We start from the raw sequence: 24160 nt of genomic DNA on the forward strand, positions 1-24160 counted from the left end.
GTGTTTTACTGCCTGGGTAGCATCCATCCCCTGTTTGTCTTAATGTATTCCACCACATTGCTCAGCGGGCTTTCATTATTATTCCTGCTGATGCTGCTTACAGCAACGTAGCAATTGTTCCACTCCGGCGGAATGCTGCTGGCCCATATGTCAAACGCAAGTGTTTTTTTGCCTTGACAGGCAAAAACATACCACAGTTGCTGGCCCAGCGTACTAAAGTTGTTGGAGCAATACACTGCATAGGCTTTTACGGTGCTGTCAGCTACAATTTCCCCTGCATCAATTTTAAGCACTTTACCGGCAAAACTGCCGGTGCCATCGGTAGCATTTACAATGGCTGGTTTTAAAGGCAATACAGTATCCTTCCAGGGCATGGGCGGTACAATGGCCGGGTAGCGGTAATAGTTCTCACGCAGGCTGTCGCACCAGCCGTTGGGGTTATACTCAAAAGTTTTGCTGCTAAAATAAACGCTGCCCTGCACTTCGGGATAGTCCCGCAAAAACCTTATCTGGTCAGGAATTTCTATGGGGCTGCGCCAGGCTTTGGTAGGGTTTTCGTACACGCGGTAAACGCCGTGGCCAATATACAGGTGGCGGCCATAAGTATGTTTGCTCCACCAGTCAAGCAGTACTTCGTAGTCGCAAAGGCGGTGGCCAATTTCCCAATAAAGCTGAGGCGCTACATAATCTATCCAGCCGTTTTCCAGCCATAAGAGTATGTCGGCGTAAAGGTCATCGTAATTGGTCTGGCCTGCTTTGGTTTCGCTTCCCATGGGGTCCTGGCTGCTGTTGCGCCATACCCCAAACGGGCTGATGCCAAATTTCACCTGCGGTTTGGTGGCTTGTATGGCTAAGTAGATTGACTTAACAATACTATCGCAGTTGCTGCGGCGCCATGCATCTTTGGTAAGTCCGTTGCCATATTTGCGGTATGCTGCTTCATCAGGAAATTCCCTTCCGTTAATACGGTAGGGATAAAAGTAATCGTCCATGTGTATCCCGTCAACATCATAACGCCTCACAATATCCTTCACCACATCCGTGACATGGGCAATAACCGCCGGTTCGCCGGGGTTAAAATATTTTTTATCTCCATAGGTAACAAACCAATCGGGATGTGCACGGGTGATATGGTTTGCAGCTATTGAAGATCTGCTTACATTGAAAACCGCACGGTATGGATTTAACCAGGCATGAAACTCCATGCCACGCTTATGGGTTTCCTCTATCATAAACTGAAGAGGGTCGTAGTAGGGGCTGGGCGCAGTGCCCTGCCGTCCGGTAAGGTACTCGCTCCAGGGCTCGTAAGAGGAAGGAAAAAACGCATCCGCGGCCGGACGAACCTGCATGATAACCGCGTTCATGCCGTTGCGCTGGTGCATATCAAGAATACGGATAAATTCTGCCTTTTGCTGCTGAACAGGCAGGCCTTTTTTACTGGGCCAATCAATGTTTTCCACGGTAGCTATCCAAACAGCACGAAACTCAAATTTGGGTTGAGCCCCAGCCAGCAAGGACAGGCTTGTAAGGATAATTAAAACGGGTAATGAAAAAGTAAAAAAGCCTGCTCTATTGTTCATGCGGCGAAGATATAAGCCAAAACGCTGCTACCTATTCCTTATTTTGTCCAGCAGCATATTTAACGTTTTAGCCTCATCATCAGAAATTCCGCCAACAAGGCCGTCAATCTGCTCGTTTTCCTGGTCCAGTTTTTCAAGCAAACCAAGCCCTGCTTCGTTAATGGTAACATCTACCAGGCGCTTATCTGCCAGGGATGTTTTTTTGTCAACCAGTTTCTTAATTACCAGCCTGTCTACTATGCGGCTGGTGTCGCTCATTTTGTCAAGCATCCGTTCCCGTATCTGTAACGTGCTTAATGGTGTTTTACTAGCTCTCAAAATGCGGAGAATATTGTACTGCTGTGGCGTAATATCCTCATGCTCCAGAATCTTTTTTACTCGTTCCTGGAACCAGTTGGAGGTGTAAATAACATTAATCATCGCTTTTTGATACTCATTCCGGTAACCTGTCTGTTGAATAGCTAATGATATACCCATGGCTTAGCATGTTTTTACTTTATAATAGGGTTAATAATTTCAGCAGGGCCGGAATTGGTGTTATGTCAAAGGATATACCAAATTATTTTAAATATTACCATCAACAATTATTTGGTAATAAAATATTAATGCCACGACAAATACAATTATTTACAGGCCCTTGCGCCGGCACTTTAAACGGCACTTACATGTAATAATCATCTGTAAGCAGGCTTTTTGCGTAGTTAAAAAGCAAGCATGGCATGTTGCATAAGTTAACTTTATCCTCGGGGGCGGTTGCCAGAGTTTGAGATTTTTCAGGAGATATGCAGAAAACAAGCAATCAACCGGTAATGTTTAGTCTTCCCAGACGGTCAGTCCTTCACTACAGTTAGCACAAATATCTATATTTTTTCGACTTGTCATTAATTCGCTCCGAAATTGTTTATAATTATCGTTTTGCCATATTTCTTTAAAAGACTGCATTTTAAGGTTGCCCAGGCGGTGCATGGCATCCTTGTCAAAGCAGCAGGGCACAACCAGGCCGTCCCAGGTAATTACATTGGCGTGCCACAGCTTCCAGCAATGGTTATTGAGGCCGCTTTTAATTTGCATGTTGCCGTTTTTGTCTTTGCGGTAGCGGCTGTATTTGTCAGTAGTGGGTATAAGCTGGTTAGGATCGTTTTCATAATCGTAGACCTGTGCGGTTTTAAACCGTACCTGGTCTACCCCTATCTCTTTGGCCAGGCGTTTTATATCTTCTACCTGGTGTTCGTTGGGTTTTACCACCAGGAACTGGAAGAAAACAAAAGGTGTTTTACTTTTCAGTTCTTTTTTCCATTTAACAATGTTGCGGGCGCCGGCCAGCACTTTCTCCAGCTTGCCGCCAACACGGTATTGCTGGTAAACATCCTGTGTGGTGCCGTCTATGGAAATAATCAGCCTGTCTAAACCGCTTTCCACCGTTTTTTTTGCTTTTTCATCAGTAAGGTAGTGGGCGTTGGTAGAAGTAGCGGTGTAAATGCCCTTGTCATGCGCATACTTTACCATGTCTAAAAAATCGGGATTGAGAAAGGGTTCGCCCTGGAAGTAGAAAATAAGATATAGCAGGTCTTTATAAATATCATCTATGGTTTCCCTGAAAAAATCTTTTTTAAGCATGCCTGTAGGCCTGGTAAACTCCCTTAGGCCGCTGGGGCATTCCGGGCAGCGCAGGTTGCAGGATGTAGTGGGTTCAAACGAGATAGATACAGGATAACCCCACTGCACCGGCTTCTTTTTAAACTTGCTAAGCTGAAAACTGCCATACACTTTTGTGGCATTCCAGGCACGGCGAAGCGTAAGCTTGCTTAGTAAATTCACACTATCATTCCAGTTAAAGTATGCCATAGTATGTTGCAAAAGTAAGCTTTGCGGGTTAAATGAGATTCAGGAAGATGCCTATCGGAACATTTCAAATATTCGAACCACTGTTTTTTTGATCTTTTTATATCATTTGACAGCGCACGAGCCCCGGCAATTTTTCAGAATGCGCCGTTCTGTTTTAGGTTAGTCTGATAGCTATTTGGCATATTTTCAAAAAAAATGCAACAGGCAATGGATTAAGCGCAAATCATCCCCAATATTAGGGTAGCCCTGAGGAGTATACCTGTAGAAAAGAGTTATTGTATCAATTTTTTCTGGGAGCATTCAAAACAATATATATGTTTTTACTTAACTTTAAAAGTAACTTCAATTGTTACATTTACCTGCATAGATTTATACATAACTATCGTGCCCAGTAATACTACAATACATGCATGGATATTATCTCACTACAATTTTGGCGTACTAAGCTGGTAGATAGGCCTGGCCGGTAATGCTGTAGCTAAGCAGACGTAATGTTAAGCCCGTAACCCTGGAAGTCAGGCTAAAGCATAACTATCAAATATTGTTAACCGGCCAAATGCCAAAACAATGCTGTATGAATAACCGTTTGATCCTCCTATTGATTACTGCCTGCTTTGCTATCTATGCCACAGCGCAGGGTGATAATCTTTTTTATTATTACAAGAGCAAAAAAGTACCATTACGCCAAATCTATGGCCTTGTGTCAGTCGGCCTTAAAAATCAGGAAAAGTCTAAAACAGGTATAGCGCAGCTATTTGGGGTAACGAAAGATTCTGTGCAACTGCTGGCCGATGGTAAACATGCGTTTGTGCGTACCGGTAATAGTGTTTCTAAAGTATATGTTGATAGGCTTATAACGGGGTTGAATAAAAAGTTGATAGCCTTTGCAAGGCCTGCAATCGCTGGTATTTCGGGTAAGGAGGCTACGTACGGGGAAGATTTTATCGTGTCTTTAAAACCCGGTACGGGCATAGTGCAGTTGCAAGGTCTGCTGGCCAAACATAATTGCGTGCTAAAAAGCAAGTATCCGTTTGCTGAGGGCATTTACCTTATTGCCGCTGGTGAGACTAACGATTATGACGCCTTAAAAATGGCCAACCTGTTTTATGAATCAGGCTTGTTCGAGTATGCTGAGCCGGATTTCAGAACACATAACGCCTTTGCCGGAGCGCCCAATGATTCCTTATACTTCAGTCAATGGGCACATAAAAACAATGGTGGAGGTATGAGTGTAGATAGCGCCTGGCTTATTACCACTGGTAGTACCGATATTAAAATTGCTATTATGGATACAGGTGTGGATACCGGTCACGCAGATTTAAAAGCTAACCTGCTACAGGGTTTTGATTGCACCACCCTTACCTCCAACCCTGGTGACGGCCGGCCAATATACACATTGAGAGGTCATGGCACAGCCTGTGCAGGTATTGTTGGCGCTATAGCTAACAATAGCATTGGTGTGGCAGGTATTGCACCTGATTGTAAGATTATACCTGTTAACATGATGGATTGGAGCGGCAACTTTGTAACTGATTTTTCCATAGCGGCCGGTTTAGATTATGCCTGGCAAAATGGCGCAGCGATTATTAGCAACTCATGGACGGCCAGCATGCTTTCGGGTGTTGTAAACGATGCTATTGAACGTGCGGCAAAACAAGGCCGTGATGGTAAAGGGGCAATACTTTTATTTGCATCAGGTAATGAAAATGGCGCAGTTGATTATCCTGCCAGCAATCCATTGGTAATAGCAGTAGGCGCCATTAACCAGTGCTTGCTACGCAAGTCTTATTTCCCTCATGATTGCAACAGTGCAAATGATGACTGGGGTTCAAATTATGGCGCCGGACTGGATGTGGTAGCGCCTGGGGTATCCATATCAACTACCGATATTTCAGGAAAGGATGGGTACAATAACTACGGCGACTATATACAAATATTCACTGGTACATCTTCGGCCTGTGCTAATGCGGCTGGTGTGATGGCATTGATTTTATCTGCCAACCCGGAACTAACTGCAACGGAAGCAAGGATGGCAATGGAAACAAGCTGCGATAAAATTTCGGGCTATAATTTTAAAATGACAGAAGGCAACCCCGCAGGCATATGGAATGACGAAGTAGGCTATGGCCTTGTAAATGCTTATAAGGCCGTACAGGCTGCTATCAGCGGCTTATTTTGCACAGTTGAGGCTACTGCTGCAAGTACCATGCTTTGCAAGGGTACTTCGGTTGAACTCAGTGTATTAAACCCATCTGCAATGGCGGCCTATCAATGGCGTTTTAATGGAGTGGCTAATGATAGCAGCAGGACTACGTTTATAGCTAAAGAAGCGGGAACATATGACGTAACGGTAACGCATTCTAACGGTTGCACAGCCGTATCTGCCCCTATTACTGTAACAGCACCGGAAGCGGACAGCCTGATAGCAGATGCTGGTGGGCCAGTATCCATTTGTACCGGTGGAGAAGCGGTACGCATAGGAGGTATGCCCTCCGCAAGAGGTGGAGTTAAAATAGTAGGTAAAAAGCGGGGGTATGGTGTCTATTTCCGGGAAACTCCTAGCGATGGAGGGTTACTGAAATTTGATACAGAAAACCCACGTGATTATAGCCTGGATAGCATTATACCGCTGCCAGCCATTACCGAAAATACCGATTGCACCGGAGATTTTACCCCATTGGGCTATTACCTGCTCACCCGCACTGGCAACCTAATACGGATGGACACTATTACCCGCGAACAAACATTTATCGCAAAGCTTGTTTTTAAAGCTGGTTTATCAAGTAACAAAGTTTCCTGGACAGGGTTGGCCTGGGACCCTGTATCCAAACAATTATACGCAGTTGCTCATGACGAGTCTTACCACAGTTATCTTTATACCGTAGACCTAATAACTGGCATTGCCATCGTAAGAACACCGGTAAATGCCCCAGGTTTGATATCATGGATAGCCTTTAACAGTAATGGTACATTGTTTGCTTTTTATTATAAATACGATAATGGACTTTATGATAATGGGATTGTGAGATTAGACAAGCATACAGGCTCTTCTTACGGTGATGTTGCTTACCTTAATTATGGCGAGGATATTTACCGGCTTGATGGCGGTTTTGACCCGCTGAACGGCAAACTTTACCTAAGCACATATTATTATAGTTGGGATGGCGTGAATCAGGGCGCAGACCTGCGGGAGATGGACACGCTAACACTTAACACAACAGTTAAAGGAGCGGTAGGGGATTTCAGCGTAGTGGGTGCCACCTCTATAAGCGGCGGCAACTATGATTATACCTGGTCTCCATCAGAGTATTTGTCAAACAGCAAAGATGCGAACCCTTTAGCAAACCCCTTGAAGGAAACTACTTATACCCTTACGGTAAAAGATTATTGCGGCAATGTGGCCGTAAGTTCTATAAAGATAACCCCAGGCGCAGGCAAACCAGCAATTAAAATAGCAGCGCCAAAAGATTCCATTTGTGAGGGTGAATCAGTAAGGTTATCCGCAACAAAAAATGCTAATTATCATTACCAGTGGATGGTGGACGGTAAAATAATACCCGATGCCAAAGACAGTTTTTACATTGCACCCAGAACAGGTCGTTACCAGGTAAAAATTACCGCCGGAAGAGGAGGTTGTGGTAGTACTTCGGCCATTTTCAAAGTGAAAGACTGTTCAATAAAGCTTAACAATAATAATAATGACACCACCTGCTTTAGTTATTTCTACCCTTCCGGCGGCCATGCAGATACATCATATAAACCAAATGAACGCTGGACAAAAACAATTTACCCGGCAAAACCTGGCAGCAAGCTGAAAGTAAATTTCAGTGCCTTCCAGGTACAGCACCGTGATGTAATATATGAAACCAACGACACTTTGTTCCTGTATGGCGGCTCCGATGCTAATGCTAAAAACGAGCTTATTAATGCATTTTCAAAATGGAACCAACCTATCCTTAATCATGATTATCATTCAATAAATGGCCCGCTTACATTTAAGTTCCGCTCTGGCGGCGGTAATGTAGGTACCTGGGATGCTATTCTATCCTGCTTTAAGCCTAAAGTGTACCGGTCAAGAATAAGCGGCAAATTTAACCGTGCCACAACCTGGGAAGTGAAAGAGGATGATGGAAAATTTACGCAGGCCCAGGCTTTTCCCCTATATGGTGATGATAGCATTATTATACAAACCGGCCATACTGTAACCATAGATACAGCAGAGCTAAGGCTTGACCAGGTATGGGTGCAAGGCGGAGCTAAACTGGTGAGTAAGTCTTTTTCTTTGACCCTAATGGACGGTACAGGCTTTGACCTTATTGCCGATGGAGACGTAGAATTGATCTCTAATGGCAGGATTGACGGCAAAGGATCAATATTGCTGCGTGGCGGGCTTACAATGGGTTATCATATAGAGGCGCCGCTTTACATTGACGGATCAATGCCGCAAGCAATAACCTGCATTAAGGAGTGCGGTTTTGATTCCGTATTTTTTCAAAATGGTAATGGGGTAACTGTAAGCGGCGGACCTACCAGCATAAAGTACCTGATTATGCAGGCTCAGGGTGCTTTGTATGTTAACTCTGGGTTTAATGTAGAATCATACCTGCAATTAAAAAATGGAGTGGTAAAGGTTGAAGATAAAAATGATTTGAGTTGCGGTATTTATCAAAGGAAGGCTATGTTACACGGTGGTAACAATTCAAGTTTTATTGATGGCTTTATAAAATTTCCTTCAGAAACGGCCGGCTTAATTGTAAATTCTACAGAGAATTTCTGGTTTCCGGCGGGCTACGGTACTACTTTTAAGCCCGTAACATTGCAAATACAACGCCGGGGATATGTGCCGGAAAATTATTTTAAGGCCCGCTATGTTAGCAAGCCGCCGCCAACTTATAACCTGCCCACCAGCATAAGCAAATTAATCAATACTGGTTACTGGCAAATTGAAAATGAGAGAAGCATACCCGCCAGGCCTGATACAGTAACAACAGGCACCGTTTCCCTGTCGTACATTGCAGCAGACGAAGTATTGCACGACACAGCACGCCTGCGTATTGTAAAACATGATGGCAATGGAAACTGGGTTGATGTTGGCGGAGCGGCTACCCATATAGATACAGGTACTATTACTTCAACAATCCCTTTCTCAACATTTGGCGATTTTTCGCTGGCCTGGGCGAGCAGTACATTGCCAGTAAAATGGCTTTCTTTTTCAGCCGGAATGAAAGGTAAAGCAGTTGAACTGGTATGGCGTGTTGCCAGCGAGGTAAACTGCAGCCATTACACTATTGAGCACAGTACCGATGGGCTTGCGTTTACTGAACTGGCAAAGCTGGAAGCCCAAAGTAATTTGGCATTAAGCAAAGCTTACCGATGGCTTCATGTTAATCCCTTACGCGGCATTAATTACTACCGTATCCGGCAGGTTGATAAGGATGGCCACTTTCATTACAGTAAAACGGAGCATGTTAGCAATGCCAATGGTGCGTGGTACAGCATTGCGCCTAACCCTGCAGGCAACTATGTACTGATAACAACCAACGATATTGTAAAGGAAGTGTACTGTTACAACGTGCATGGCAAACTGTTAAGGATAGTACGACCCCAAACCTACCAGTACCGGTTAATGCTGAATGGATTAGCGAATGGTTTGTATAACCTGAAAATTGTAACAGAAACCGCTGTTTACAACAAAAAGCTGGTAAAGACTGAGAAATAAAGTGCATTTTTCTTGATTTTTAAGATGCTGCTATTGTGCATGACCAGCCAGAAGTAAGAACATTTGCTAGATACCGTTTGGGCAGCCATTAAAAACGCAACAAAGAACCTCAATGGCCGCATACCCTGATATCCGGGGGTCATTTGTATTACGAAGTAAGGAAATCTGATATTTGGACCCAGGTTAAAAACCTGTCCCAAAAAGCCGGGGTGTGTTGCAACTTCGGGTGAGGGATTGAAGCGGATACCCCGCTGAGGGCTTTGTGCGGCAGCTTTGTGGCGGAGTATGAGCGGAAAGCCCGGCCCCTTGCGCAGCTTGGGGACACCCCCAAAAACAAGTACGAAGGGTGAAGTACGAAGTACTTACCTATGTAAGGTGTATGATGTGGGATGTACGATGTAAAATGCACGATAACATGTGTCTGAAAATTCACGATTCAATAGTTAATTAGCCAGAACCCCAAACCAATCAACCCTATTTTTGTTGAGCAACAAAACCCTTTATGAGCAGAGTGTATTCTTTAAAGGCTGTGCAAAAAATTCCGGCAGGTATTGAAGATGTATGGGCTTTTTTTAGCAATCCCGGCAACCTGAAGGACATAACGCCCGGCCACCTGGCTTTTAAGGTTACCAGTAAACACCATGGCAACCATATATATGCCGGACAGGTTATTGAATATAAAGTAAGCCCGTTACTGGGCATTCCGCTATACTGGATGACGGAGATTACCCACGTAAATCACCTGCAGTTTTTTGCGGATGAGCAACGTTACGGACCGTACAGCCTGTGGCACCACCAACACCATTTTAAACCTGTGGCCGGCGGTGTGGAAATGACGGATATTGTACACTATAAAATTCCGTTTTGGGTTATTGGCGATATGGCCAATACGTTATTTGTGCGGGCACAATTAAAAAAGATATTCATTTACCGATATGCTGTAGTGGAAAAATTGTTTGGTTCGTGGCCTGGGGAGGTTAGCAACATTGAGTTTTAATCGTCTTCGCTCATGCCTTTTACATAGCGTTTAATAACGCCACGGCCGCTTTCTCTGATGAAAGTGAGAATTTCATCCCGCTCGTCGCTGGCGGTCATTTCTTCTTCAATGTATTCCATTGCCTGGGAAATGTTCATGCCTTTGTTGTAGATGGTGCGGTAGATATCCAGGATGTGGTTGATCTTATCAATTGAAAAGCCCCTGCGTTTTAGGCCTACGCTGTTTACGCCGCCATAGCTTAAAGGGTTGCGAACGGCTTTTATGTACGGGGGCACATCTTTACCTACCAGGCTGCCCCCGCCAATGTAAGCGTGCTGGCCAATGTGTACAAACTGGTGAACGGCGCATACACCGGCTATCCAGGCCCAGTCGTCAACCGTTACGTGGCCTGCCAACTGGCTGTTATTGCTCATTACACAGTTATTGCCTACTACGCAGTCGTGGGCAATATGGCAATAGGCCATAATAAGGCAGTTATTGCCCACCCGTGTTTTCCAGCGGTCTGTAGTGCCGCGGTTGATGGTAACAAACTCTCTTATGGTAGTGTTATCGCCCACTTCTACAAATGTCCGTTCACCGTTAAACTTAAGGTCTTGCGGAATGGCTGCTATAACCGCACCCGGAAAAATGCGGCAGTTTTTGCCAATGCGTGCCCCTTCCATTATGGTAACATTGCTGCCAATCCAGGTACCCTCTCCAATCTCAACATCCTGGTGAATAACAGTAAAAGGGTCAACCTTTACGTTGGTGGCAAGCTTTGCATTGGGGTGAATGTATGTATGCGGGTGAATCATGCAGATATTATCGCTTATCGCTTGGTTTTATTGTGCATTAATGCCGGATTGCAGTTGCAGGCGGCGCAAAAATAGCTTTATTCAGCCATCCTGTTACAGTTTTAACTTCTCTTCACAATTTGTGCAACCAGGTCGGCCTCGGTAGCTACCTTGCCACCTACATACACGGTACCTTTCATTTCGCAAATGCCGCGGCGTATGGGGGCCGAAAGTTCCATTTTTAAAATCATGGTATCGCCCGGCCTTACCATTTGTTTAAACTTACAGTTGTCAATCTTTAAAAAGTAGGTATCGTATTTGGCATCTGTTTTACCGTTTTGGGCAGCGTTAATACACAGTATGCCCCCCGTTTGTGCCAGTGCTTCAATTTGCAAAACACCCGGCATTACAGGATTGCCGGGAAAATGCCCCTGGAAAAACCACTCATTAAAGGTTACGTTCTTAATGCCTACAATGCGTGTATCGGTAAGCTCTATTATTTTATCTACCAGCAAAAAAGGAAAGCGGTGGGGCAATGTTTTTTCAATATGCTCCAGGTTGTACACAGCGGGCAATGTGGGATCGTATACAGGCACATCTTTAACATGCCTGTTCTTTTTTATGTACTGCTTAATTTTTTTGGCAAACTCTACATTGGTACTGTGGCCGGGCCTGTTGGCAATAATGCGTGCCTTAATGGGGTATCCAATAAGGGCAAGGTCTCCCACCACATCCAGCAGCTTGTGGCGTGCCGGTTCGTTAGGAAAGCGCAGTTCCAGGTTGTTAAGGTAACCTTCGCTCTTAACTTCCATCTTTTCCCGGCCAAAAGCTTTGGCCAGGCGGCTCATTTCGTCTTCGGTAACGGGTTTGTCCACTACCACAATGGCGTTGTTGATGTCTCCGCCTTTGATAAGATTATTGTCCAGCAGCATTTCCAGCTCATGTAAAAAGCAAAAAGTGCGGCAGGGAGCTATTTCGTTTTTAAAGTCGCGTATGGTTTTAAGGCCGGCATGCTGTGTACCCAGTACCGGGCTGTTAAAATCTATCAACGTGGTAATCTGGTATTCTATGGCCGGTAAGGCAACCATTTCAACGCGTTTTACCTCATCGTAATGGTAAATATTTTCATCCAGGCTGTACCATATTTTAGCGGCATCCTGCTCTGTAACGCCGGCTTCTTCAATCAGCTCAATAAAAGGCTCCGAACTGCCATCTACAATAGGTATTTCAGGGCCATTCAGCTCAATTAAAACGTTATCCACGCCCATGCCCACTAATGCAGCCAGTATATGCTCCACCGTGCTCACTTTTACCTCGCCCAGTTGCAGGGTAGTACCGCGGCTTGTATCGGTAACCAGGTCGCAATCGGCTTTTATTACCGGTTTATTGGGCAGGTCAATGCGTTGAAACTGAAAGCCAAAACCTGGGTTGGCAGGGTGCAACGTCATGTCAACTAAAATACCGGTGTGCAGGCCTGTACCGCTGATATGAACTGTTGAACCAAGTGTATGCTGTTTATCTGGATTAAAACTCATAATAAAACTGGTTAATTAAATTTCCGGCAATGGGTAAAAATAACAGAATAATTCAAAATACCTAAAATCTTTGCCCTGCTAAAACGCGGCTAAGGTACTATGCGGTGTGATAAAAAACCGCGTGGCCGAATAACAATTGCCATGCCGCCTGTTGAAAAACAGGGTGATTGGCAAAACCCTGTAATTATATTTTTCGTAGGTTAAACTGGCTTTGCCACAGTAACCTGGATATAGCAGGCACAAGAATTAAGCGCTAACTGCAGAGCTCTTACCATCTTTCACATTTGTGCCGTTTAGTTTACCGATAAGAAGAATTTTTTGGGCGCCCCCAAAGGGCCGGGCTTTACGCTTATACTCCGCCACATGACCCCCGCTGCCAGACCGTCAGCGGGGAACTATGTTCGCAACTTTCGTCAAAGCAACATTTAGTTGCTTTTTCTCAGTTGTGCTTCAATCCCTGGCGCTAAAGTGCATCAGCCTGCCGGAGGTTTTAGCCTGTTAAATGGCCATAAGCTAACTGATTAAAAACTGCATCGTCATACCTATTGTTAACCTTCTAATTTTGGCTTTATGAAAAGGCTTCTCTCCCTGTCGTTTTTTTGCCTTACCATTTTTTCTGCTGCAAATGCCAACCACCATTATATAAAAGGCGTAATTAAAGACGAACAAACACAGCTTCCACTGTCTTTTGTTACTATTTCAGTAAAAGAAACAGCCAAAGCCGCCATTACGGATGAGTTGGGGAAATTTATTTTCGGAGACCTTAAGGAGAGTACTTATACACTGGTTATATCTTCCATCGGCTACATGCAACAGACGGTTACGTTACAGTCAGCCGAAGATGAAGCACAAACTGTTCACCTTTCCCTACGGCGCAGTTACCTGGCGCTGGCCGATGTTACTGTTACTGCCAACACATTGCTGCACAGTACCAACACCATTGGCGCTATTGATATGAAGTTGCGGCCGGTACGCACCTCGCAGGATTTACTGCGTTGTGTACCCGGCCTTTTTATAGCCCAGCATGCCGGTGGCGGCAAGGCCGAGCAAATTTTCCTGCGTGGGTTTGATATTGACCATGGAACGGATGTGAACATATCCGTGGATGGCATACCGGTTAATATGGTGTCTCATGCGCATGGGCAGGGTTATGCCGACCTGCATTTCCTGATACCGGAAACCATAGAAAAGCTTGACTTTGGCAAAGGCCCTTATTATACCGGCAAAGGAGACTTTACAACGGCTGGGTATGTGGCTTTTACAACCAAAGACGCATTGGATAATAACGAGGTTAAGCTGGAAGCAGGCAACTTTAGCACCATGCGTGCCCTGGCATTGCTGAACATAATACCCAAACAAAAAAGGTTGAAGAACCCCAACCAATCTGCCTACATAGCTGCTGAATACAATTATAGCAACGGGCCTTTTACCTCTCCTCAGTATTTTAACCGGTATAATGTATTTGCCAAATACCGTACACTCATTGGCAAAAAGAATTTGCTGAACATATCCGCGTCAGACTTCGGCAGCAAGTGGAATGCCAGCGGGCAAATACCCGAGAGGGCGGTTAAGCAGGGGCTTATTGGCAGGTTTGGCAGTATTGACGATTCAGAGGGTGGCTCAACCGGCAGGACTAATATAAACCTGCAGTTGAAAACGCAATTAAATGAGCGCACAACTTTAAGCCAGCAACTGTTTTACAGCAACTACCGGTTTGAACTGTTTAGCAACTTTACATTCTTTTTAAATGATCCGGTTAACGGGGATGAGATAAGGCAATACGAAAAGCGGAACCTGGGTGGTTACAATATGGCCCTGCAAAAAAAATGGGCTTTGGGCAACAGGGATGCGGAAAGTACCTGGAGTGCCGGCAGCCGTTACGACGCTACCAACGGCAGCAGGCTTAGCCGGGCGGTTAAGCGTATGCCGCTTAACGAAGACTATGCCTGGGGAAACATACGCCAGTTGAATAGCTGGGTGTACTGGGATAACGCTATAGCTATTACAGATAAGCTGCAATTAAATGCCGGGGTGCGGTATGATTATTTTTATTTTAATTATGCAGACCTGTTGCGCAATGCACAGGCAGGCAAAGCCCACGCCGGTACGTTAAGCCCCAAGCTTAACTTGAATTATCGCCTGTCTAACGTATTAAACCTGTATGTAAAAACAGGCAAGAGCTTTCACAGCAACGATGCAAGGGTTTCCGTGCTACAGAACGGCAGGCAGATAGCCCCGGCGGCTTATGGTTTTGATATTGGCGCCGATGGCAAGCTGGGTGAGCATGTATTTTTCAACCTTGCGTTCTGGCAACTGAACCTTGACCAGGAATTTGTATATGTTGGCGATGAAGCCATAGTGGAACCCGGCGGTAAAAGCCGCAGGCGGGGCATTGATTTTTCCCTGCGCACACAAATAGCCAAATGGCTGTATGCCGATGTTGATGCCAACTATGCCAGCCCAGTTTTGCTGAATGTGCCTAAAAATGAAAACCGCATTCCGCTGGCGCCACGGTTTAGCAGTATGGGCGGCCTGTCGGCAAAATTCAGCAAGGGTATAGAAGCGTCTTTGCGTTACCGCTGGTTACCGGCCCGCCCTGCTAATGAAACCAACACAGTAAGAACAAGGGGGTACTTTGTAAACGATGCGGTATTGCGTTACAGCAATAACCACTGGCAATACCAGCTAACTATTGAGAACCTTTTAAATACCGACTGGAACGAAGCGCAGTTTGATACGGAAAGCCGCCTGCGGAATGAGCAGGAGCCGGTAACGGAACTGCATTATACACCCGGGGTGCCGTTTAGCATAAGAGTGGGGGTGGGGTATAGGTTTTGAGAGGTGCGTGACATGGTTAGTAGTGAATGGTGAGTAGGGAGTGGTGAATGGTGAGTGGTGAGTGGGGGATATATTACCATGCCGGTGACAGCCACCAAACTGAATAGTAAATGATGTTTTAGCCCTGCTCTAAGTCATCAAGTAATAGTGATAATTCTGAAGTTAGAATAATGTCCTTGAAACGTTTTGCTTTAAGCCCGTTATAAAGTTGCATATCGCCTGTCCACAATTTTCCTTCTAAATGTTTTGTCAATGCTACAAACACTGTATCATCAGGGTCAATTGACTTTAGTTGTGCTTCGGTCTTGATTAAAAGGTCTTGCGGAATAAGCCGTTCGTCAATGAAAGTGATGTGTTGAGTTACAAGTTCTTCAAGTTCTAAAAGTAGTTCTTCAGTCAGTTTTGTTATTTTTAAAAGTTTGTTGCGGTGTCGTTGAATTTCAACTTTTAAATAACTGCAGGTAAAAAATTGAAAGTGGTCTTTAGAATGTAATAGGATTTTCCCGATACGGCTGTTGGAATTAAGAATGGCACTAAAAACAATGTTTGTATCAACGATAATTTTCATTTAATCAGTTTGTTCCTGTTTTTAGTCCACCACTTTTCATTAACTTCTTTTGCAATTTTATCTACTTCTTTTTGGTCTGTTTTAAAGTTAGCAGTCAGCTCTTTGTAGCGTGCATAATTCAGAAAATCCTGTAGGTCTTCAGTATCCACAGAAGATGGCAGCCGTATAATTATTTCTTTTTTTGTTCTTTCTACTAACATTGCTCGAATATTTGTCCGAAGTTACCATTTTTTCCCGTTGTCTAATTTATGAAGCTGCTGACAAAATGGTGTGCAACAATTTGAAACATGAGGAGGTACCAGGAAAGCAATTCATGTATATAATCTACCATGCGGGAAAAGCCCCATAGTATTCCTGAACGATGAACGGATTGCGACGCAACAGGCGATGCTACGAGGATATGCTGCTGGTAGCCAAAATTTGTGAATGGTGAATAATGTTTTTAGTTTAAGAAACAAATGTCAGGTTGAGCTTGTCGAAACCGTTTTATGTCCGTTACTTTTCACGCATCACACCTGTAACTAAATGACATTGATTGGTGAATAAATAAACAATACCAAAACGCCTGGGGCATGGAATTATTCAACAACTTTTTCTGTCATTAACTGCTGTACCAGCTTTTCCAGTTCGGCAATCTTTTTCTCCAGTTCGGGCAGTTTGCGGCTTAAAGCCTGGCTGCGTAAGGCGCTGGTATAATCGTAAGCCGGGGTTCCTGTAACAGCGGTATTAGGATTTTTAATGGATTTGCTTACACCGCTTTGGGCATTTATCTTGCTGCCATCGGCTATGTGAATATGGCCTACAATACCCGCCTGGCCGCCAATCATAACATTATTGCCAATTTTTGTGCTGCCGCTAACGCCCGCCTGCGCAGCTATAACAGTATTGTTACCTACTTCAACATTGTGGGCCACCTGTATAAGGTTGTCTAATTTGGCGCCGGCCTTTATAATGGTTGAACCAATGGTGGCCCTGTCTATGGTGGCGTTGGCGCCTACTTCTACAAAATCTTCAACCACTACGTTGCCAATTTGGGGCACTTTTTTGTAAGAGCCATCCTGCTGTGGTGCAAAGCCAAAGCCATCGCTGCCAATAACAGTACCGGCATGTATGGTAACATTTTTGCCTATTATGCAATCATGGTAAATTTTAACGCCGGGGTACAGTATAGAATTGTCGTTAATTTTTACATTGTTGCCAATAAAGGCGCCGGGGTAAATTTTTACATTGTTGCCTATCTCTACATGCTCACTTATATAAGTAAAGGCGCCTATAAAAACCTTATCTCCCAATTTAGCGGAAGTGGCTATAAAGGATGGTTGCTGGATGCCCTGCAACTGCTGGCGCATCAACTCCTGGTATTTTTGCAGCAGTACCGCAAAGGCGCTATATGCATCAGGCACACGGATAAGGGCAGCGGTTACGGGTTGCTTCAATTCAAGAGAATCATTAACAATAATCACGGAAGCGCCAGTAGTATATAAAAATTCCTCGTATTTGGGGTTTGCTAAAAAAGCAAGCTGGCCTTGCTTGGCTTCCTCAATTTTGCCAAACGAGCCCACCGCGGCAGAAGCATCGCCTTCTACCTTTCCATTAATCATAAGCGCTATCTGCGCTGCAGTGAATTGCATAATATAAAGTCATTTAAGTCATAGAGACATTAAGTCATCCAGTCATTGAGACATAAAGCCATTTAAGTAAGCGGGCAACCCGATTGTTATAAAGCCGTTATGACTAATTGACTTTATGACCAACTGACTTACTTTAATTGGCAAATGTAGAATTTTTTAACAGGCGTGGAAAGTGTTTGATGGATGAGCGGGTTATACACCTGCGCTATGTTTTTTACCTGGCCATCTTTAAAAAGCACGTTAATATGTTCGTCATCCATTTTATATATGGTATTAACCGCTTCGCCGCTAAAAACCAGAAATGCGGCTTCTTCAATGCTAATGCCAAGTTGCCCCGCCACTTTCTGCCGGATGGCGTGTAATGTACCTTCATCTATCGGCTCGTCGTGCAACTGGCATTTAAGTAACCGGCGGTTTAAAATACCGTCGCAAAGTGTTTGCAATACCACATCCGGGTGTTTGCTCCACCGTTTAATGGCAAACATCATGTCTGTATCATCCATACTGCAGAACATGTCCAGCGCCGCTTTGTTCATTACGCCGTTAAAGCCATTTAAAAAATAGTCTAAGGCGCAATTGGTTTGCAATTGTATATCGTTGGTATTATAAATTGTTTTCACCCTTTCTATAATTTTTACCAGCATTTTTTCGGCAGCAAGTACAGCTTTGTGCAGGTAAACCTGCCAGTACATCTGGCGGCGTGCAATCAAAAATTTTTCTACGCTGTAAATGCCTTTTTCTTCAATCATCAATTGACCGTTGTGTACCACCAGCATTTTTAAAATGCGGTCGTAACCAATAACACCTTCGCTAACACCGGTAAAAAAACTGTCGCGGGAAAGGTAGTCCATACGGTCAACATCCAGTTGGCCGCTGATAAGCTGGTATAAAAATGGCTTATGATAATTGCCGGTAAAAATATCCAGCGCCAGTTGCAGGCGGCCGTCAAGCTGGCGGTTCATTTCATGAATAATCTGCATACTCAGTTCTTCATGGTGAGCGCCCGCCACCAGGCTGTGCTCCAGGGCGTGGGAGAAGGGGCCGTGGCCAATATCATGCAACAGTATGGCGGCCTTAACCGCGGTTTCTTCTTCGGGTGTAATATCTACATCCTTGTATTTAAGTTCAATAACGGCATTGCACATAAGATGGTAAGCGCCAAGGGAATGGTGCAGCCTGGTATGCACAGCACCGGGGTACACCAGTTGTGCCAGCGCCATTTGGTGAATGCGGCGCAACCGCTGGTAATAAGGGTGAGAAAGTATATCAAATATCAACGGATGGTTAAGCGTAATAAAACCGTAAACAGGGTCGTTAATGATTTTTCTTTTCGGCGGCATGCTTGTTGGTAATTTGTTAAATCAAATCCTCTATGGAAATATCAAATGTACTATTTGTATGTTGGTGCAAAGAAGAATTAGAATGGAAGTTGAAAGCAGGGGGAATTTAGATGAATACATTTGGTGACGGGCTACAGCATTTCATGGCATCGCCTGTTGAGCAATCTTGCGTGGCGAAGCAGCAAGATTGGAACACTTGTACGGTTGGTTTTTCATGGCGGCTTTTCAGCCCTTATATTTTTTTTCATTTGCAGTCATCCCCTTTAACATGGAACTTTAAACATTCAACAACAAACAAAGACACTATGGCACTAGCAAAGATACTCTGGGTAGATGATGAGATAGAGAGCCTGCAATCGCACAAAATATTCTTAGAAAACAAGGGATATGAAATTCAAACCCTTAACAATGGTTTTGAAGCCATAGATTATGTAAAGGAAAATGCGGTGGATGTGGTTTTGCTGGATGAGACAATGCCCGGTATTACCGGCCTGGAAACATTAGCCAAAATAAAAGAGGTTAACCAGCGCATACCCGTTGTGCTAATAACCAAGAACGAAACGGAAAACCTGATGGATGATGCCATTGGCAGCCAGATAACCGATTACCTGATTAAGCCGGTAAACCCTAACCAGGTGCTGCTAAGCCTTAAAAAAATTATTGACAACAAACGGCTGGTGGCAGAGAAAACCACCAGTGCCTACCAGCAACAGTTCCGCAATCTTTTTATGGCTTTAAACAGCAATCCTGATTACAATGAGTGGATGGATATTTACAAAAAACTGGTTTACTGGGAGCTGGAAATGGAAAAGAGCGATAGTCCCGAAATGCAGGAAGTATTGCAGAGCCAAAAGCAGGAGGCCAATACAGAGTTCTTCAAGTTTGTGAGCCGTAACTACGCAGGCTGGGTACACCCAAAATCGCAGGATGCGCCGGTAATGAGCCACAACCTGTTCAGGTTTAAGGTGCTGCCGCATGTGGATAAGGAAATACCTACTTTTTTTATTGTGCTGGATAACCTCCGGTTTGACCAATGGAAAGCCATCGAACCCATTTTCGCGGAAAGCTTCCGCATACTGGAAGAAGAAACTTTTTACAGCATATTGCCCACAGCAACGCAGTATTGCCGCAACGCCATATTTGCCGGGCTGCTGCCTGTGGATATAGAAAAGCAATTTCCTGTACAATGGAAAAATGATGATGAGGAAGGCGGCAAAAACCTGTATGAAGAGGAGTTCTTCCGGGGCCAGTTAAGGCGGTTAAAGAGGGATGATATTAAATTCAGCTACACCAAAATTATTAACCACAGCGATGGGCAGCAATTGGTTAACAATATGCACAACCTGTTGCAGAACGATTTGAATATTATTATTTACAACTTTGTAGACATGCTTAGCCATGCCCGTACAGAGATGGAAGTATTAAAAGAACTGGCCAGTGATGAAATAAGCTATCGCAGCATAACCAAAAGCTGGTTTGAGCATAGCCCGCTGCACCAGGCATTGAAAAGGATAGCCGACAAAAAAATCAATGTCATCATCGCTACAGACCATGGCAGCGTAAAAGTAAAAACACCCTGCAAGGTTATTGGCGACAAGCAGACTACCACTAACCTGCGCTACAAACATGGCCGCAATTTAAACTACGAGCCAAAAGAAGTACTGGCTTTTCGGGACCCCCGGGAAGCCGGCCTGCCGGTGCCCAACGTAAACTCCTCTTACATATTCGCTAAGGAAGATGGTTTCCTGTGTTATCCCAATAATTACAATTACTATGTTAACTACTACCGCAACACTTTTCAGCATGGCGGCGTAAGCCTGGAAGAAATGATTGTACCTGTGGTAAAAATGGTGAGTAAGGTATAGCCATACATATTCTGTAAGTATTTAACAGGGATGGTAAATTAAATGCCATCCCTGTTTTATTTAAGTAACCCCGGCAGGCTTGCAACGTATTAACGGCAAAGTTCCAGAAGCTGTTTTTTAGCTTTTTATATACCTCCGGACTTTAGGCTCAAGGCTTAATTCTTTTTTCAACAGTTGTCTTTTATTAACAGCGGCACCGCGTTTGTGCCATCTTTAAGGTTAATATCTGTAAAGTAGTTGATAAAAGGGATAAACATAAGCTTGCCAACAAGTACTAAGTTTGATACGTATTTTGATTTAGCATGTAGCTACTGCTTAACTCCAGTTTCAACCTGAACATTTCTTCGATTTTACAACCGGCGCTTTAGTGCCGGGCTGTATAACTATTGCCAAAACTGTTTTAAGAGGGATTTTTTTATTGACTAATCTAAAATGTAAAACTTCTGCTTATGAAACAAAGAACCCCCAGGCTTTTTATGGCCTGTTTGTTCAGCGCTTTCTGTTTTGTCGTGCAGGCTCAAACCGGCAGCCTTAAAGGAAAGGTTACCGAAGAGACCGGCACACCCGTTTCCGGCGCCACCGTTAAATTTAAAGACAGGAATACCGGCGTGATAACCAGGGACGATGGCACTTTCAGCATCGCATCAACAGGCAAAGGTGTATTGGTGGTATCAGCATTAGGGTATGCTGATAAGGAAATAACCATTAATGGAGAAGAAACATTAGATGTGGTTCTTTCAAAAACAACACAACAGTTAATTGATGTGGTTGTAACGGCATTGGGTGTAAAGCGTGAGAAACGTAACTTAACCTACAGCACCCAGGAAGTTAAAGGCGATGAGTTGCTGAGGGCAAAAGAGCCCAATGTGGTAAATGCACTGGCTGGTAAAGTGGCAGGTGTTCAGATAACAAGCTCTTCAGGTACGCCTGGCAGTTCATCCAGGATTGTTATCCGTGGCGCATCCTCATTTTTTGGAGATAACCAGGCACTGATCATATTGGATGGCGTACCCATCAACAATGATGAAACAGGCAATCTTAACTCAGGGCCCGGCACCAACAGGTTGTCTGATATTGACCCGTCCATCATCGAAAACATCAACGTGCTAAAAGGCGCCGCGGCAACAGCTTTGTATGGCTCTGCCGGCGCAAGGGGTGTTGTAATGATCACCACCAAAAACGGCGGAGAAAACAGGAAGCCCACCCTTAGTTTTTCGCAGGACTTTTCTTTTGAAAAGCCGTTGTTGCCGGAAATACAAACCAAGTACGGCCAGGGCGAACGCGGTGTTTATTTTAATGGAGAAGACCAAAAAACAAGTGCTGTTTGGGGGCCGTTGATTGATACGTTAAAAATTGATGGCAAACCCGCACAACGTTATAACCAGGCAGACCTGTTCTTTAAAACAGGTATTACCAGCAATAGCACGGTAAGTGTAAGCGGTGGCGGAAACGCTTCCAGTTACTTCATGTCTTATTCATACCTCGATCAAAAAGGAACAACACCTAAAACAGACTATAAAAGGCATTCCATATTTACCAAGTACACCACAAAAATCTACAAGAACTTAACCAGCACTTTCCAGTTTAATTATGTCAGCTCCCACAATAACAGGTTGCCGGAAGGTTACACGCTGGAGAGCCCTATATGGACAGTACTTACAGCGCCCTATACCTGGAACCCGCTGCCTTATCTAAATGAAGACGGAACGCAACGTGTATTCCGGTATTCAAGAAATAATCCTTATTGGGTGGTTGATAACATTTATAACAAGGCTGATGTAAACAGGTTTGTGCCGGTAATGACGGTTAATTACACACCGTTTAAATGGTTAACCTTAACGGAAAGGGTAGGTGCCGATATTTACTCCGAGCAGGATAAATACCGTGAATCCCCGGGTTCTATAGCCACCCCAGCCGGCAGAATTATTCAACGTAACATCAACTTCCGCCAGTTTAACCATGATTTCATGGTGAACGCAACCAAAGAATTTGGCAAGTTTAATGTAAACCTCTTACTGGGTAATAACCTGTATTCTGTTTATTCACAATACTACGATCAAACAGGCCTTGGCCTTAGTGTGCAGGATTTTGACAATATTGGCATAGCATCAACCATTACTACCTCTGAAGCATACTACCGCACACGCAAGGTTGGCTTTTATGCCCAGGCCAACGTAGATTATAACAGGTTGCTGGTGCTTTCCTTAACCGGCCGTTATGATGGTTCATCCGTTTTGTCAAGGGATAACAGTTTTTACCCTTATGGTTCCGCGGCAGCCAGTTTCATATTTTCTGAACTGTTACCGGAGGATATGAAGCGTTCCATCAACCTGGCAAAACTGCGGGTGTCTTATGCGGTTGTGGGTAATGATGGGGTTGGCGCATATTCGCTTGCTACCCCATACGAAAGGGCCACCATAGGCAATATCAGCTTTCCCTTTAACGGGCAAAACGGGTTTTTAATGAGTGGTACCCTTGGCAACCAGAATTTAAAGAACGAAAAAATAGGCGAGTTTGAAATTGGTCTTGAAACAAGGCTGTTCAATAACCGTGTCGGTGTAGAAGCTTCCTACTTTAACAAGAAAACTACCAATGGCCTTATTCCAGGCGTATCTATCGCTCCTTCCACCGGTTTTACAGGTACAACGGTTAACTCCGCAGAAATGGAAAACAAAGGCATAGAAGTTTTGCTGAATGTAAGCCCGGTGAGGGCAAAGAAGTTTAGCTGGGATGTTACTTTCAACTTCACCAAAATAAACAACAAGGTGCTTTCCATTTACAAGGATATGACACAGTTGGGCAATGGCTTTACACAAATTATTGTAGACCAGCCTTACGGTGTTAAATGGGGTGGCAAATATGCCCGTGCCGAAGATGGCCAGCTATTGGTGGATGCTACCGGCTTACCCTTTAGGGAAGTGGAAGACGGCATGATTGGTAACATTACGCCAGACTGGCTGGCTGGCTTAAACAACACATTCCGTTATGGCCCTTTAAGCCTCAGTTTCTTTTTTGATATGAAAAAAGGCGGCGATATAGAAAACAATGTGGACGGTTACGGTTATTTCTATGGTACGCCTAAAGTAACCGAAAACAGGGAAGACAGGATTATTGCAGGCATTAAAGCTTCTGATGGCAAACCCAACGATATCACCGTTACAGCCCAGGATTATTACAGGAGGATAAATGGTATTACAGAAGCCGTTATACAGGATGGTACTTACATTAAACTGCGCAATGTAAACCTCAGCTACGATTTTAACAGCAGCCTGCTTTCCAAAACGCCGTTTAAAAGTGCTACGCTCAGTGTTACGGGCCGCAACCTGTGGATTTACAGTCCACATTTTACCGGCGCCGATCCTGAGGTTAGCTCTTTCGGTTCATCCAACGGTTCACAGGGTATTTATTCATTCGGCACACCCACATCCCGTTCCGTTAATTTCAGTTTAAAACTCACTTTCTAATTAAC

At 44.3% G+C, this 24160-nt stretch carries 14 protein-coding genes; 5 read left to right on the forward strand and 9 right to left on the reverse strand.

Translation table 11 applies throughout. From position 1 onward, the window contains the following. Nucleotides 1–5 precede the first annotated feature (5 nt). The 3 genes from F0364_RS00785 to F0364_RS00795 form a co-directional block, all read right to left on the reverse strand. The gene (locus F0364_RS00785; RefSeq protein WP_153795833.1) at nucleotides 6–1580 is read right to left on the reverse strand and encodes a glycoside hydrolase family 10-like protein; all 1575 of its coding nucleotides are present in this window, start codon (nucleotides 1578–1580) and stop codon (nucleotides 6–8) included. 27 nt (nucleotides 1581–1607) lie between these two features. Continuing rightward, on the reverse strand, nucleotides 1608–2057 hold the full coding sequence (locus tag F0364_RS00790) for a MarR family winged helix-turn-helix transcriptional regulator (RefSeq protein WP_153795834.1): 450 nt from the start codon (nucleotides 2055–2057) through the stop codon (nucleotides 1608–1610). A gap of 336 nt (nucleotides 2058–2393) precedes the next feature. Further along, nucleotides 2394–3425, reverse strand: coding sequence for a radical SAM/SPASM domain-containing protein (locus F0364_RS00795; RefSeq protein WP_153795835.1), 1032 nt, complete (start codon nucleotides 3423–3425; stop codon nucleotides 2394–2396). Between the two features lie 574 nt (nucleotides 3426–3999). On the opposite strand from F0364_RS00795, the gene F0364_RS00800 reads away from it, so the two are divergent. Further along, nucleotides 4000–9144 carry a S8 family serine peptidase gene (locus F0364_RS00800; protein ID WP_207632447.1) on the forward strand — a complete coding sequence of 1715 codons (5145 nt, stop codon included), beginning with the start codon at nucleotides 4000–4002 and terminating at the stop codon, nucleotides 9142–9144. Nucleotides 9145–9646: 502 nt separating this feature from the next. Next, complete coding sequence (locus F0364_RS00805) at nucleotides 9647–10141, forward strand: SRPBCC family protein (RefSeq protein ID WP_153795837.1); 495 nt, start codon at nucleotides 9647–9649, stop codon at nucleotides 10139–10141. Here the strand turns inward: F0364_RS00805 and lpxA are convergent. Beyond that, a complete protein-coding gene (lpxA, locus tag F0364_RS00810; RefSeq protein WP_153795838.1) occupies nucleotides 10138–10935 on the reverse strand; it encodes an acyl-ACP--UDP-N-acetylglucosamine O-acyltransferase in 798 nt (265 codons plus the stop codon). The genes F0364_RS00805 and lpxA overlap by 4 nt on opposite strands. Before the next feature lie 101 nt (nucleotides 10936–11036). Further along, the gene (locus F0364_RS00815; RefSeq protein WP_153795839.1) at nucleotides 11037–12449 is read right to left on the reverse strand and encodes a bifunctional UDP-3-O-[3-hydroxymyristoyl] N-acetylglucosamine deacetylase/3-hydroxyacyl-ACP dehydratase; all 1413 of its coding nucleotides are present in this window, start codon (nucleotides 12447–12449) and stop codon (nucleotides 11037–11039) included. Between the two features lie 570 nt (nucleotides 12450–13019). Here F0364_RS00815 and F0364_RS00820 point away from each other — a divergent pair. Further along, on the forward strand, nucleotides 13020–15287 hold the full coding sequence (locus F0364_RS00820) for a TonB-dependent receptor (protein WP_153795840.1): 2268 nt from the start codon (nucleotides 13020–13022) through the stop codon (nucleotides 15285–15287). 118 nt (nucleotides 15288–15405) lie between these two features. Here F0364_RS00820 and F0364_RS00825 read toward each other — a convergent pair whose 3' ends face one another. The 4 genes from F0364_RS00825 to F0364_RS00840 all read right to left on the reverse strand — a co-directional run bounded on the left by F0364_RS00825 (nucleotide 15406) and on the right by F0364_RS00840 (nucleotide 18826). Next, nucleotides 15406–15855 carry a PIN domain-containing protein gene (locus F0364_RS00825; RefSeq protein WP_153795841.1) on the reverse strand — a complete coding sequence of 150 codons (450 nt, stop codon included), beginning with the start codon at nucleotides 15853–15855 and terminating at the stop codon, nucleotides 15406–15408. After that, on the reverse strand, nucleotides 15852–16055 hold the full coding sequence (locus F0364_RS00830; RefSeq protein WP_153795842.1) for a hypothetical protein: 204 nt from the start codon (nucleotides 16053–16055) through the stop codon (nucleotides 15852–15854). Before F0364_RS00830 ends, F0364_RS00825 begins: the two co-directional genes overlap by 4 nt. Before the next feature lie 378 nt (nucleotides 16056–16433). Further along, nucleotides 16434–17486 (reverse strand): UDP-3-O-(3-hydroxymyristoyl)glucosamine N-acyltransferase, encoded by a 1053-nt coding sequence (gene lpxD, locus F0364_RS00835; protein ID WP_153795843.1) that lies wholly within the window; start codon nucleotides 17484–17486, stop codon nucleotides 16434–16436. Between the two features lie 128 nt (nucleotides 17487–17614). After that, nucleotides 17615–18826 (reverse strand): HD domain-containing protein, encoded by a 1212-nt coding sequence (locus tag F0364_RS00840; RefSeq protein WP_153795844.1) that lies wholly within the window; start codon nucleotides 18824–18826, stop codon nucleotides 17615–17617. A gap of 305 nt (nucleotides 18827–19131) precedes the next feature. Between F0364_RS00840 and porX the strand changes: the two genes are divergently transcribed. Then, nucleotides 19132–20691, forward strand: a complete 1560-nt coding sequence (gene porX / locus F0364_RS00845) for a T9SS response regulator signal transducer PorX (protein WP_153795845.1) — start codon at nucleotides 19132–19134, stop codon at nucleotides 20689–20691. A gap of 449 nt (nucleotides 20692–21140) precedes the next feature. After that, entirely contained in the window at nucleotides 21141–24155 is a 3015-nt protein-coding gene (locus tag F0364_RS00850) for a SusC/RagA family TonB-linked outer membrane protein (protein WP_153795846.1), read from the forward strand. The last annotated feature ends 5 nt before the right edge of the window (nucleotides 24156–24160 follow it).

The organism is Foetidibacter luteolus (genome assembly GCF_009650435.1).
In the GTDB taxonomy this organism is placed as follows: domain Bacteria; phylum Bacteroidota; class Bacteroidia; order Chitinophagales; family Chitinophagaceae; genus Foetidibacter; species Foetidibacter luteolus.